This is a genomic window from Marinobacter sp. (assembly GCF_041690455.1).
Lineage (GTDB): Bacteria > Pseudomonadota > Gammaproteobacteria > Pseudomonadales > Oleiphilaceae > Marinobacter.
In genome coordinates, this window is the sequence record NZ_JAWLHI010000005.1 from 1 (window position 1) to 12,748 (window position 12,748).

12 protein-coding genes are annotated in these 12,748 nt (G+C 59.8%); 1 reads left to right on the forward strand and 11 read right to left on the reverse strand.

Annotated elements, in window-relative coordinates:
* The 10 genes from ACESMW_RS01750 to ACESMW_RS01795 all read right to left on the reverse strand — a co-directional run.
* A partial coding sequence (locus ACESMW_RS01750; protein WP_372985369.1) for an aconitase family protein occupies positions 1-1,355 on the reverse strand: 1,355 nt, incomplete at its 3' end.
* A gap of 2 nt (positions 1,356-1,357) precedes the next feature.
* On the reverse strand, positions 1,358-2,491 hold the full coding sequence (prpC, locus tag ACESMW_RS01755) for a 2-methylcitrate synthase (RefSeq protein WP_372985370.1): 1,134 nt from the start codon (positions 2,489-2,491) through the stop codon (positions 1,358-1,360).
* Positions 2,492-2,747: 256 nt separating this feature from the next.
* Positions 2,748-3,635, reverse strand: a complete 888-nt coding sequence (prpB, locus tag ACESMW_RS01760; RefSeq protein ID WP_372985371.1) for a methylisocitrate lyase — start codon at positions 3,633-3,635, stop codon at positions 2,748-2,750.
* A gap of 82 nt (positions 3,636-3,717) precedes the next feature.
* Complete coding sequence (locus ACESMW_RS01765) at positions 3,718-4,398, reverse strand: GntR family transcriptional regulator (RefSeq protein ID WP_372985372.1); 681 nt, start codon at positions 4,396-4,398, stop codon at positions 3,718-3,720.
* Between the two features lie 108 nt (positions 4,399-4,506).
* Entirely contained in the window at positions 4,507-5,190 is a 684-nt protein-coding gene (locus ACESMW_RS01770) for a glucan biosynthesis protein (RefSeq protein ID WP_372985373.1), read from the reverse strand.
* Positions 5,090-5,932: a glucan biosynthesis protein gene (locus ACESMW_RS01775; protein ID WP_372985374.1), complete on the reverse strand. Its 843-nt coding sequence runs from the start codon at positions 5,930-5,932 to the stop codon at positions 5,090-5,092. The genes ACESMW_RS01770 and ACESMW_RS01775 overlap by 101 nt, the downstream gene beginning before the upstream one ends.
* 35 nt (positions 5,933-5,967) lie before the next feature.
* Positions 5,968-8,076: a glucans biosynthesis glucosyltransferase MdoH gene (mdoH, locus tag ACESMW_RS01780; protein WP_372985375.1), complete on the reverse strand. Its 2,109-nt coding sequence runs from the start codon at positions 8,074-8,076 to the stop codon at positions 5,968-5,970.
* Positions 8,069-8,338: a hypothetical protein gene (locus ACESMW_RS01785; RefSeq protein ID WP_372985376.1), complete on the reverse strand. Its 270-nt coding sequence runs from the start codon at positions 8,336-8,338 to the stop codon at positions 8,069-8,071. Before ACESMW_RS01785 ends, mdoH begins: the two co-directional genes overlap by 8 nt.
* Positions 8,339-8,362: 24 nt before the next feature.
* Positions 8,363-9,910 (reverse strand): glucan biosynthesis protein G, encoded by a 1,548-nt coding sequence (locus ACESMW_RS01790; RefSeq protein WP_372985377.1) that lies wholly within the window; start codon positions 9,908-9,910, stop codon positions 8,363-8,365.
* 92 nt (positions 9,911-10,002) lie between these two features.
* Positions 10,003-11,154: a ShlB/FhaC/HecB family hemolysin secretion/activation protein gene (locus ACESMW_RS01795; protein WP_372985378.1), complete on the reverse strand. Its 1,152-nt coding sequence runs from the start codon at positions 11,152-11,154 to the stop codon at positions 10,003-10,005.
* Between the two features lie 285 nt (positions 11,155-11,439).
* Here ACESMW_RS01795 and galU point away from each other — a divergent pair, with 285 nt between their 5' ends.
* Complete coding sequence (gene galU, locus ACESMW_RS01800) at positions 11,440-12,276, forward strand: UTP--glucose-1-phosphate uridylyltransferase GalU (protein ID WP_372985379.1); 837 nt, start codon at positions 11,440-11,442, stop codon at positions 12,274-12,276.
* Positions 12,277-12,291: 15 nt separating this feature from the next.
* Here galU and ACESMW_RS01805 read toward each other — a convergent pair whose 3' ends face one another.
* Positions 12,292-12,708, reverse strand: a complete 417-nt coding sequence (locus ACESMW_RS01805; protein WP_372985380.1) for an XRE family transcriptional regulator — start codon at positions 12,706-12,708, stop codon at positions 12,292-12,294.
* Between the last annotated feature and the right edge of the window lie 40 nt (positions 12,709-12,748).

A 12,748-nucleotide genomic window follows, 5' to 3' on the forward strand; every position in this document is an offset into this window, starting at 1 on the left:
ACGGTCTTGGAACCCGGAGCCAGGGAGCTCTTCACCCACGGCTTGCGGGTCAGGCCCAGCTTGTTGGCGTTACGGGCAATCAGGCCGGCCGCGACCATGTTGCGCGGGTTGGAGGTGTTGGTACAGCTGGTGATGGCCGCGATGATCACCGCGCCATCCGGCATTTTGCCCTCTTCCAGTTCCCAGTCGCCGGCGATGCCGCGCTTGGTCAGCTCGGAAGTCGGCAGGTGCGCGTGTGGGTTGGACGGGCCAGCAAGGGTGCGGGTGACCTTGGACAGGTCGAACTTCAGCACCCGCTCGTACTCTGCATTCTTCAGGCTGTCGGCCCACAGACCAGTTTCCTTGGCGTATTTCTCCACCAGAGCAATCTGGTCGTCTTCGCGGCCGGTCAGCTTCAGGTAGTCGATGGTCTGACCGTCAATGTAGAACATTGCGGCGGTGGCGCCGTATTCCGGGGTCATGTTGGAGATGGTGGCACGATCACCCACGGTGAGGCTGTCAGCACCCTCGCCGTAGAACTCCAGGTAGGCACCAACCACCCGCTCTTTACGCAGGAACTCGGTCAGGGCCAGCACCATGTCGGTACTGGTAATGCCCGGCTGGAGCTTGCCGCTGAGCTCGACACCCACGATGTCCGGCAGGCGCATCATGGAGGCGCGGCCAAGCATGACGCTCTCCGCTTCCAGGCCGCCCACGCCGACTGAAATGACGCCCAGGGCATCAACCATGGGGGTGTGACTGTCGGTACCGACGCAGGTATCCGGGAAGGCCACGCGCTTTCCTTCCCCATCCGGCCGAGCCTGAACCACCGGAGACATCTTCTCCAGGTTGATCTGGTGCATGATGCCGTTGCCCGGCGGGATCACGTCCACGTTCTTGAACGCGGTCTTGGTCCAGTTGATGAAGTGGAAACGGTCGTCGTTGCGGCGATCCTCGATAGCACGGTTCTTTTCGAACGCGTCCTTCTCGAAACCGGCGTGCTCAACGGCCAGGGAGTGATCCACGATCAGCTGGGTGGGAACCACCGGGTTGACCTTGGCGGGATCCCCGCCCTTCTCGGCGATGGCATCACGCAGGCCGGCCAGGTCCACCAGGGCGGTCTGGCCCAGAATGTCGTGGCAGACCACGCGGGCGGGATACCATGGGAAGTCCAGGTCTCGCTTGCGCTCGATGAGCTGCTTCAGGGAGTCAGTCAGCACCGCCGGATCGCAGCGGCGAACCAGCTGCTCGGCCAGGATGCGGGAGGTGTACGGGAGTTTGTCATAGGCGCCGGGCTGGATGTCTTCGACCGCCTGGCGGGTGTCGAAGTAGTCCAGGTCGGAGCCCGGGAGTTGTTTACGGTATTCAGTGTTCATGCTTAGTCGCGCTCCTCGATCGGCAGCCACTCAGCGTGCTCCGGACCGGTGTAGTCCGCGCTCGGGCGGATGATCCGGTTGTTGGCGCGCTGCTCTTTCACGTGGGCGGTCCAGCCGGACACCCGGGACATCACGAAGATCGGGGTGAACAACTCGGTCGGGATGCCCATGAAGTGATAGGCGGAGGCGTGGAAGAAGTCGGCGTTACAGAACAGCTTCTTCTCGCGCCACATGACTTCCTCGCAGCGGACAGAAACCGGGTACAGCACGGTGTCGCCCACTTCCTCGGCCAGCTTCTCGGACCACTTCTTGATGATGGCGTTGCGCGGATCGGACTCTGTGTAGACCGCGTGGCCGAAGCCCATGATCTTTTCCTTGCGCTCCAGCATGCCCATCAGGCCCTCTTCGGCCTCTTCCGGGGTCTGGAACTTCTGGATCAGCGCCATGGCCGCCTCGTTGGCACCACCGTGCAGCGGGCCACGGAGGGAACCGATGGCACCGGTGACGCAGCTGTGAATGTCAGACAGCGTGGAGGCACAGACGCGGGCGGTGAAGGTGGAGGCGTTGAACTCGTGCTCCGCATACAGGATCAGGGAGACGTTCATCACGCGCTCGTGCAGCTCGCTCGGCTTCTTGCCGTGCAGCAGCTCCAGGAAGACGCCGCCGATGGAGTCACTTTCAGTATTGGCGGTCTCGATGCGAACGCCCTCGTGAGCAAAGCGGTACCAGTAGGTGATAATCGCCGGGAATACCGCCAGCATGCGGTCGATCTTGTCGTCCTGCTCGCTGAAGTCTTCTTCGGTTTCCAGGTTACCCAGCATGGAGCAGCCGGTACGCATCACGTCCATCGGGTGTGCGTTCTTGGGGATCTGCTCAAGCACGGTTTTCAGCGCTTCGGGCAGGACGCGCAGGCTCACGAGCTTCTTCTTGTAGGCGTCCAGTTCCTGCTGGTTCGGCAGTTTGCCGCGCAGAAGTAGGTAGGCCACTTCCTCGAACTGGGCGTTGTTGGCCAGATCGGTAATGTCGTAACCACGGTAGGTCAGGCCGGTACCGGTCTTGCCGACGGTACACAGGGCAGTTTCACCGGCAACCTGGCCACGCAGGCCGGCGCCACCTTGTTTCTTTGCTTCAGCCATTGTTGTTCTCCCTCGTTCTCATCTTGAACTTGATCTTGAAGATGGGGTCAGATGAAGGCTTTCATCAGACCCCTTAAATTCAGGGGACTGCACTGGGGTCTGAAGAACGCTTTCTTCTGACCCCTTTCTTAGTCGGTAACCCGGGGTCAGAAGAAGGTTTTCTTCAGACCCCTTGCTCACTGACCCCTTTTTAGCGGGAAACCCGGGGTCAGAAGAACAAGTTCTTCAGACCCCTACTTATCAGACCCCGACTTCTTCAGCCTTTGCTCTGCTCGAACAGCTGGTCCAGCTTCTGCTCGAAGTCGTGGTAGTTCAGGAAATCGTACAGTTCCATCCGGGTCTGCATCAGGTCTACCACGTCTTTCTGGTCGCCCTTCTCCAGGATGTTCTGGTAAACAGTCAGGGCGGCCTTGTTCATGGCGCGGAAGGCGCTCAGGGGGTACAGGACCATACCGGCGCCGGCGTCAGCCAGCTCTTTTTTGTTATAGAGCGGGGTTGCGCCGAATTCGGTAATGTTGGCCAGGATGGGCACATCCAGGGCCTCGGCGAAGGCTTTGTAGTCGTCCAGCTCGTGTACCGCTTCGGCGAAGATGCCGTCGGCGCCGGCTTCAATGCAGGCCTTGGCACGATCGATGGCCGCTTCCAGGCCTTCCTTCTGGAAGGCGTCGGTACGGGCCATGATGAAGAAATCGTCGTCCTGGCGGGCGTCAACGGCGGCCTTGATGCGGTCTACCATTTCTTCCTTGGAGACAATCTCTTTGTTCGGGCGGTGGCCACAACGCTTCTGGGCAACCTGGTCCTCAATGTGGACCGCGGCGGCGCCGGCACGTTCCATCTCGCGGATGGTTCGGGCGATGTTGAACGCGCCACCCCAACCGGTGTCGATATCAACCAGCAGCGGCAGCTCGGACGCAGCGGTAATCCGGCGCACATCCTCGACCACGTCATTCATGGTGGTCATGCCCAGATCCGGCAGGCCGTAGGAAGCGTTAGCCACACCACCGCCGGAGAGGTAGATGGCCTGGTGGCCCACTTTCTCTGCCATCATCGCGGCGTAGGCATTGATGGTACCCACAATCTGCAGTGGCTGGTTGTCTTTCAGGGCCTTGCGGAAGCGGGCTCCCGGGGAGAGTTTGTTGGACATGGTGTTGGCCTCGTGTTGTTCGGAATTTTGCGTTGGGTTCGTGAAGATGGGGTCTGACCCCGTTCGGGGTCAGACCCCATCTTCAAATCGTCAGGACGCCTTCCTCGATCTTCTTCTCGATGTTTATGCGCGCAGCATTAATGTGTCTTTTCATCAGGAATTCGGCGAGTTCACCGTCCCTCTGGGCGATGGCCTCGACGATACGGCGATGTTCGCGGAGCGCCAGGTGCGGGCGCCCGGCGGAGGTGCTCAGTCGGTACCGGTACATCCGGACCATGTAGTAAAGGTCTCCCAGCAGCATCTGGGCAAGCTTGGCATTGCGGCTGCCGGTGGCGATACGGTGATGGAAATCGTAATCCCCTTCGGCCTGGTAATAGGCCTGGCCCTGGGCTTGTTCGATCATCTTCTCGTGGCTGTCGAGGGTCGCCTGCAGTTCGGCGATTTCCTCGTCGGTCATCCGTTCGGCAGCCTGGCGAGCCGCGAGCCCTTCCATTACCTCACGAATCCGGTACAGCTCCAGCAGTTCAGCGGCGCTGACCGAAACCACCTTCACACCCGCATGGGGCCTGCGTACCAGCAGGCCGCGGGATTCCAGGCGGCCAAGGGCTTCCCGCAGGGGCCCACGGGTCAGGTTGAACCGGGAACAGAGCTCAACTTCACCGATTTTCTCGCCGGGAGCAAGCTCACCCGTTACGATGGCCGTTTGTAAACAATCAAACGCTTCATCAGCTCGGGTCTGGGATTGGAGAGTAACTTCAGCCATGCCTTGTCAACAATAGTTGCTGGATTGGGCACAAATTTACGCCCAGGGGCATTTATTGTCAACAAAACCTCCGAGACTAATGCTCGATTGTTAACATACCCCTGAATTCTAATAGAGTTTACGGTCTTCCGGGGCAGGCGGGGAATACTGGTAGAGCCAGGTTTCGGTAATGGACTCGCCATTCAGGCTCAGATATAGCCGCAGCTCGATCGGTTCCTCGGATTCATCCGGTACCAGGTCAAACATGGCACGGTATCCGTCGGTTGCTGACAAGGGCCGTGCCGCGGTGATCTCCACCCTGCCCCGGCTGACAGAGATCTCGGGAGTGACCTCGGCTTCCTCCGCCAGCATCGGCAGAGACCCTCCGGCAAAATCGACTACAAATCGCCAGGAGAAATACTTGCGCTCCTGCCCGACCACACCGCCGAGGCCGGTCCGGGTTGCCACTGCCGAAGCAAACTCGTAGGGCCGAACCGGCGCCCTCTCTCCCCAATGAAGTCGATAGGAAAAGAGGTATTCCCTTCCCGCCTCCAGGGGCTGCTCGGGATGCCAGAAGGCGACGATATTGTCGAAGGTTTCATCGACGGTGGGGATTTCAATCAGATCAATGCTGCCTTTGCCCCAACTCTCCCGGGGCTCGACCCAGACACCGGGCCTGCGATCGTAAAACACGCCATCGTCCTGGTAGTGATCAAAATTCTGATCCCGCTGGAGCAGGCCGAAGCCCCGGGGGTCCCGGTCGGTGAAACTGCTGAAACCGAGCCGCCGGGGATTCCTCAAAGGTCGCCACATCCACATCCATGACCAGGTTGCGCCCGGGATCGATGGTGAAGGCATAGGCGCCCGTGGTACTGGGCGAATCCAGCAATGCCCATACTCTCATCACCCGCTGGTCTTCGGCCGGCCGCTCCAGCCAGAACGCGGTGAACCTCGGGAACTCCTCTTCTTTACCGGTCCCCGTGTCGATGGCCAGTCCCCTGGCCGAGATACCGTATTGCAACTGCGCACCTACCGCCCGGAAATAGCTCGCGCCAAGGAAGGAAGCCACGTCCAGCTGAAAGTTGGCGTGGTAGTGAATCCGGAAGCCGGCAAACCCCAGGTCCTCGGGAAGATCCCCGAGCGGCTGTTCACCCTCATAGTCAAAGTAATCCGGGTTGTAGGCCAGCTCGGTCGCCCTGCCGTCCTTCACTTCATGGATTCTGACCGGCGCCAGGAAAAACAGGCCCAGGTGGAATAGCTGGACCTGAAAAGAAGATGCCGCCTCATTCCACAAGGCATGATCTTCCCGGAACCGGATCGCCTGATAATCATCCCAGGAGATGTTCTTCAGAACGTCGGGGATCTCCCCTTCGTGATCCTTGTAGGGGCGAGACGCGAGATTTCGGGCCTGCCCCTTGAGCCAGGCATAGCTGAATGGCGTTCCGTCGGCCTCACCGGATGCGCCCGAACCCTCGGGCGCCGCGAACACCAGGGGTGGCAGGCCGTAGCTTCCCGCAGTTGCCAGTAACGCCTTGAGCAAGGTTCTCCTGTCCACAACATTTTCCTCCCCTACAATTTAAGAGTCTTACGCTAGGAATCGTTGTCCTGGGCCAGTCGTTGAATACACCTTCCCCAGTGGCCTGACGGCGGGGCACACCAGGCCTTGCGATGTAACTCGGCGAGCGAGCCCCGGTCCTGCAGGACCTGACTGAGTTCTGCCGCAGAGAGCGCGTCCGGCCCGTTCTGAATACACCGGGTAACGGCGGCCTCGAGATGTCCGGTACGCACACCCTTTCGATGATCTCTGGCCAGTGACCAAAAAAGGCGGTTGAAGCCCGGGCTCAGAACGGCTCGATCGACCGGCCGGAGTCCGGTGTCTGATGGCGTTTGTGAACGGGCCGCGCGGGCATCCTCAAGAATCTCCAGCGGCGCCTGCTCTTCGGGAATTACCAGCAGGCGCCGGACCTTCAGGCTCCGCCCGATGGATACCCTGCTAAGCAAAACAGAGGTTGGCACCGCCAGCACCAGTGGCAAGGCAACCGGAAGGGACCAGAGAAAGAACAAACGATCCAGGGACCAGGCAAAGGCCGACCAGCCTACTCCGATAACCATCCCCGGAAGCTGGTTGCGCAGGGCCTGCGACCAGGTTGTTTCCTCGGTCCGGTTTTGCCCCGCCCATTTGAGGGAGACATTGAACAGTGCCGCCAGCACAAAACGGCTGTGGGCAAGCATGCGCAGGGGTGCCAACAAGACTGACACCGCAATTTCGATCAGTACGCTGGCAGTCAAGCGCACCAGACCGCCGAAACCGCTGGCCAATCGGTGCAAAACGGCATCAACCAGGGCCAGGAGTTTGGGCAGGAACAACAGCGCCACCGTACTCAGGGCCAACGCCAGGGCCCACTCCGGTCGCCATTCGGGCCAGAGGGGAAAGAGTCCCTGGCGCCCGTCGGGAAAGTAATCAATGGGTGCCAGGGTCATCCGGGCGGCCTCGATGGTGGTACAGATCAGGAACAGCAACCACAATGGTGAAGCCACATAGGCCATGATGCCGTTCAGGAAGGCCATCCGATGGGCAAACCGGAGCCCGGGTTCCGTCAGCATGATCCACAGGTGCTGGAGATTGCCCTTGGCCCAGCGGTTGTCCCGGACCAGCTCATCGGACAGAGTCGGCGGCGACTCCTCGAAACTCCCACCCAAACCCGGCTCGAGCCATACTTCATACCCGGCGCGGCCCATATAGGCGGCTTCGACAAAATCGTGACTCATGATCGGGCCACCGAAAATGCCGGGGCCGCGCAACTTTCTCAGGCCGCAATGACGCATGAAGGGTCGAACCCTGAGAATGGCGTTGTGCCCCCAGAAAGCGGCATCGCCCATCTGGATCGCGGCCAGCCCGGTCGCAAACAAGGGGGAATAGAAACGGTTGGAGAATTGCTGGAGGCGGGCAAACAGGGAATGGCCGTTTATGACGTTCGGATTGGTCTGCAGGATGCCAACCCGGGGCTCGAGTTCCATGAGCCGCACCATCTTGACCAGGGTGCGGGCGCTGACCAGACTATCGGCATCAAGCACCACCATGTACTCGTAGCGGCGACCCCACCGGCGCAGAAAATCGGCCACATTCCCGCTTTTGTAGTTCAGGTTCAACGGGCGCCGGCGATAGAACAGCCTGCCCTCGGCCCCCAGTTCCCGGACCAGTTCGTGCCATGCCGCCTGCTCCGCGAGCCAGGTATCGGGATCGCGACTGTCGGAGAGAATGAAGAACTCGAAATGATCGAGTTCGCCGCTTCGTTCAAGATCCCGGTAGACCGCTTTCAGGCCGCTGAATGTCCAGTGCACCGGCTCATGGTAGACCGGCATCACGATGGCGGTCCGGGCAAGAGGAACCGACCCGAGATCCCGCTCCCGATGGCGCCGTAGCAACGAATACCGGTCACCACCCCTGAGTCTGAAGACGAATCCGAAAACCGCAACCCAGAAGCCCACAGCAATCCAGGCGTAGAGCACGGCAAACAGGCAGAGTATCGCCAGCTCCAGCCAGGTTCCTCCATGGTAGGGAAGCACCCACAGCAGGTAATAGCAGGCGACCAGGGTCTGACCAAAAACAAGAATAATCAGAAGTGCCCGGCGAAACGCGGCAACCAGCCGCCACCGGGGGAAGCTTTCTGTGGCCGGAGCTTCACAGAGATCAGGCATCACGGCCATACCCGATACTGCCCCGGCACATTGCAGGGGTAGCCTCCGGAGAAACTGTCTCGGGCAAATCAAAATAGCCGGGGATACGCTCCATGACTGACTCGAGGAGCTGGTCCTCCTGCCCCTCCTTACCCGCCAAGGCAACAGACTCCTCGATCAGATGCAGGAGGGTACGGTATCTCTCCACCGTCATTTCCACTTCGGAGGCCCGGAGATAGGTGAAGGCCCGGTTAAAAACAGCCTGTAAGGAAATGTCCGCCATGGCCTGGTTCCTCCCTGAAATTGGCTATTGCAGCTGTTGTCTCAGCCCCGTGGCGGGGCCGAGCTGATAGGTCCAGGTTTCACTGACCGGTTTCCTGTCGGCCGAAAGGGAGCCCCGCAGCGCCAGCCCCTTCCCTTCTTCCGGCTTGGCCAGTACCGACAGGCGCCAGCCGTGCCGGGCCTCGATGTATTCGGCAAAGTGCTCGATGATCTCGCCCTCGCCACTGACACTGACTTCGCTAACCACGGCTGCATCACGATCCAGCTTATCCATGGCTCCGCCCTGGAAATCGACAATGAAGCGATAGGCTCCTTCGACCTCACCTCCGCCGGGCTGCGCGCCGTCGCCGACAAATGTCCTCGCCGCCTGCCCCAATGGGTGCCCGCTGATGTCTGGTGGCCCGAACGTCAGTGCGTAGGTCAGGTACCGGCTGTCTCCCGCAGCAACCTGCTGGCGGGGCTTCCAGAAGGCAACGACGTTGTCATTCACCTCGGAGTCGGTTGGAATTTCCACCAACACCACCTCACCATTACCCCAGTCTTCTCCCGGCTCGATCCAGGCACTGGGCCTGAGATCATACCTGGCCTCGCTGTCCTCGAACCGGGCGAACTCCTGGTCACGCTGGATCAGGCCAAAGCCACCGAGATTGCGGACCTGGTGAAAGCCCAGCTCGAGTTCTGCCGGATTCAGCAAGGGACGCCACAACCATTCACCGGATTCCTGATCGTGGATCAGCAACCCGTCGGAATCGTGAACCTGGGGCCGCCATTGCCCCCGGGGGCGCAGGGTGTTTTCACCGTAATAGAACATCGAGGTAAGCGGGGCCAGCCCCAGCTGGTCAACCTCCGCCCTGAAAAACAGACGGGCGCCGACCTCAAGCTTCAACGTCGTCCCGGGATGAACCACGAATCGATAGGCACCGGTGAGACTGGGACCATCCAGCAGGCCGTAGACCACCATGGAATCGCTGCCGGCTTTCGGTCGCTCCAGCCAGAACTCCCGGAACACAGGGAATTCCTCACCGGAGGCCAATCCGGTGTCGATCGCGATGCCACGGGCGGACAGTCCAAAACGCTGCCCAGCCCCGACACCGCGAAAATAACTGGCACCACCAAAGACCAGGAACTGGTTATGGGTTTCCGGGTCTTCCAGCGGATAGGTGAGCTTGAAACCCGCGTAGCCCTGGTCCGCCGGCACCCGTTTGGACAGTTCCGTTGACGGATAATCGAACTGGGTTTTATCGAAATCGATTGGATGTACGCCTTCACCATCCACCACGTTCAGGGCCACCGGGTGTCGGTAGAAACTTCCGGTGGGCATCATCATCACCTGGAATTGCGAACGCCCACCACGCCAGAGACTGGCATCGGGCCTGAACCGGATGGACTGGTACTGCTCATAGCTGAGGGTTTGCAGGAAGTCGGGCACTGGCTCAGGGGCCTGGTATTTCTCGGCCGCCAGCGCCTTGGCAGTGGCAGTGACATCGTCAAACCCGAATGCGCCAGCCTGCCCTGCGAGGGCAAACAGCACGATAGCCATGAATGCAGATCTGAGATTTCCGTTGCGGACCATTCTGAAAACTCCCTGTTTTCCGTCTCTTGAATGTAACACTTGTGGCACAAACGGCCACAAGTGACATCTTAGTAACGGCTACTTGAGGATTTTCAGATGCCCATGTGCAGGGACAGCGCAACATCCGGGGCTGAGGGAACGACCACGTCGGAACGGCTGGAATCGAGCAAACGGCCAACGGTCATATTGGCCCGGAACCTGTCTGAATTGATGTTCAACGAGATCTCACCGGCACTGACTGCCGAGAGTCTGTGGTCATCATCTGTATCAGATGGCGCCCAACCGCGCATCACGGACAGGGACAGGGAGGACTGGAAACGGGATGCGAAAGGCACGTGCCAGGACGGGCTCGCCGCGTTGAGCCTGAGCCATCCTCCTTCGGTGCTGGAGACTGACTGGCCGTTGAAACCGGAGATCAGGGCTGACCCGCCGACGGTAATATGCTCCGATCCGGGCAGGTCCTCTGGCGCGAACTGATAACGACCACCCAGGTCCAGGTCCCAGTTCAACACCTGCCTCTGGAACAAAGCTGCAAGCTCGATGCGATGAAACTGGGCCCGGTCTTCCGTTTCACCATCGACATATTCCGTGCTGTGGTATTCCATCCCGCCGACGGCAGTCATGTGGGTCGAGGCCCGGAGGCCACCGATCAGCTCTCGCTCACTGGAAGATTTCAGGCCGATACTGGATAACTGGTGCGAGGAATCGTGAACCCACTCGGACTCCTCGTAGACGCTCCGGGTGCTGCCGGTGTGCCGAATAACCTGGTGCATATCGAGACCGAGGAACGATCCCAGTGACCGGGTCGCCGTTAATCGATAGAAACTCCGGTCTCCACTGGTATCCAGTTGCTGACCCGGCTCTTTGAGCACACCCCGGAACTCGCTTTCCTCGACTTCAAGCTCCAGATGATTCCCGATCAGAGGCATGGCATAGCGAAGTGCGAGGGACTGCTCCCCATCACCTTCCTTTCGGGACGCCGTATCCCGGAAACGAAGCCCCAGCTCATGCCGGGACCAGATGATCCCGTTACCCGCCAGTGCCAGATGACCGGCGGAGCGATCGTTATTCTGAGTGGAGCTGCCGGACACATCGATCCGGTTGGAGAGATAATCTGTCACCGAGTCGAGCATGCTGGCAGCCTGGAACATCCAGGCGCCAGCCGTGCCTCGGTCCTGGGCCGCGAGCACAGTGGCAGGCACAAGAGCGCACAAAAACAGTGCAGCAATGGTCAGCGCTCGCAAACTCCAGCCCTCTTCGATAACCCGAAAAATTACGGTTACGTTATATAAGAGAGGCGGGCTTTCTTACAGCCGATGTTGCCAAACTTTACAATTTTAATCCTGCAATCAGGGCCATATAAACAAAACCTCACACCTTATGTTAACAATCTTGTTGCTTACCCGACGGTAACCTGCGGATTTTCATGTCCATTGTTTCTATACCTGCATTTTGCCCCCTGAATTGGGTTAAACTCGGCACACTTCGTGTTTGTACTGGATCACCCCCAACTCTTAAGGACGACTGGAATGATCAAGAAATGCCTGTTCCCCGTAGCCGGCTACGGCACCCGCTTCCTGCCGGCCACCAAGGCCATGCCCAAGGAGATTCTCCCGGTAGTCAACAAACCCCTGGTGCAATACGGGGTTGAGGAAGCCGCAGAAGCAGGGATCCATGAATTCGGATTCGTCACCGGCCGGGGCAAGCGCGCCATCGAGGACCATTTCGACATAAGCTACGAGCTGGAGCACCAGATTGCCGGCTCCGGCAAGGAAGATCTGCTGACCTCCATCCGGGATCTGATTGATCACAACAGCTTTGCCTTTACCCGTCAGAACGAAATGAAGGGCCTGGGCCACGCCATCCTGACCGGCCGTAACCTGGTGGGTGACAACCCCTTTGCCGTGGTCCTGGCGGATGATTTCTGCCTCGGGCCCGAAGACGGCGAAGGCGTGCTCGAGCAGATGGTGAAACTGTATAACCAGTTCCGCTGCTCCATTGTGGCGATCGAGGAGGTGCCCGCGGACGAGACTCACAAGTACGGGGTGATCGCCGGTGAATCCATGAAGGACGGGCTGTTCCGGATCACCGACATGGTGGAAAAACCGGCACCCGAAGACGCTCCGAGCAACCTGGCCATTATCGGCCGCTACATCCTGACGCCGGATATCTTCGACATCCTCGAGCGCACTCCGGCGGGCAAGAATGGCGAGGTGCAGATCACCGATGCCCTGCTCGAGCAGGCAAAGAACGGTTGTGTTCTCGCCTATCAGTTCAAGGGCCGGCGCTTTGACTGCGGCAGCATCGACGGGTTCGTCGAAGCCACCAATTACGTCTACGAGAACATCTACAAGAAGAAAAAATAAGGTGGGTACGGGCCCTCAGCGGCCCAGCAACTGAAACACCATGCGCCGGTTTTCCGTGGAGGTTCTGCGGAACCGGCGCAGCAGTTCGCTTTCCTCGTCCGTCAGCTGGATGCGTTCGAGCTCCTGCTCCAGCTCCTTCAGTGCCACCGACAGATCATCGCTGTTACTGAATGCCAGGCCCGGCAGTTCCAGTTGACCACCCTCACCCTGGGCTTCCGGATCCAGCAGGTGTTCCAGCGGTGTCTCGGTCTTCAGGCACAGGTCCAACAACTCGACCACGCCCGGGTAACCGCGCTGCCGCGCATCCGTGGCTTCCCAGCTGATCACCCTCGCCTCGTCCACACCACACATTTCGGCCACATCCCAGCAGGATAGCCGACCCTGCTCCCGGAGCTGTCGCAGCCGACGGTTGAACGATTGAAGGTACCGCATAGTTGTTTCCTCTCACCCTTACCGCAGCATCCGATCCGAT

What these genes read in the sequence shown, in the direction of transcription:
- ACESMW_RS01790 (WP_372985377.1), bottom strand. Translation starts at nt 9,910, where the DNA reads ATGGTCCGCAACGGAAATCTCAGATCTGCATTCATGGCTATCGTGCTG.
- ACESMW_RS01765 (WP_372985372.1), bottom strand. Translation starts at nt 4,398, where the DNA reads ATGGCTGAAGTTACTCTCCAATCCCAGACCCGAGCTGATGAAGCGTTT.
- galU (WP_372985379.1), top strand. Translation starts at nt 11,440, where the DNA reads ATGATCAAGAAATGCCTGTTCCCCGTAGCCGGCTACGGCACCCGCTTC.
- ACESMW_RS01785 (WP_372985376.1), bottom strand. Translation starts at nt 8,338, where the DNA reads ATGGCGGACATTTCCTTACAGGCTGTTTTTAACCGGGCCTTCACCTAT.
- prpB (WP_372985371.1), bottom strand. Translation starts at nt 3,635, where the DNA reads ATGTCCAACAAACTCTCCCCGGGAGCCCGCTTCCGCAAGGCCCTGAAA.
- ACESMW_RS01770 (WP_372985373.1), bottom strand. Translation starts at nt 5,190, where the DNA reads ATGTGGCGACCTTTGAGGAATCCCCGGCGGCTCGGTTTCAGCAGTTTC.
- mdoH (WP_372985375.1), bottom strand. Translation starts at nt 8,076, where the DNA reads ATGCCTGATCTCTGTGAAGCTCCGGCCACAGAAAGCTTCCCCCGGTGG.
- prpC (WP_372985370.1), bottom strand. Translation starts at nt 2,491, where the DNA reads ATGGCTGAAGCAAAGAAACAAGGTGGCGCCGGCCTGCGTGGCCAGGTT.
- ACESMW_RS01805 (WP_372985380.1), bottom strand. Translation starts at nt 12,708, where the DNA reads ATGCGGTACCTTCAATCGTTCAACCGTCGGCTGCGACAGCTCCGGGAG.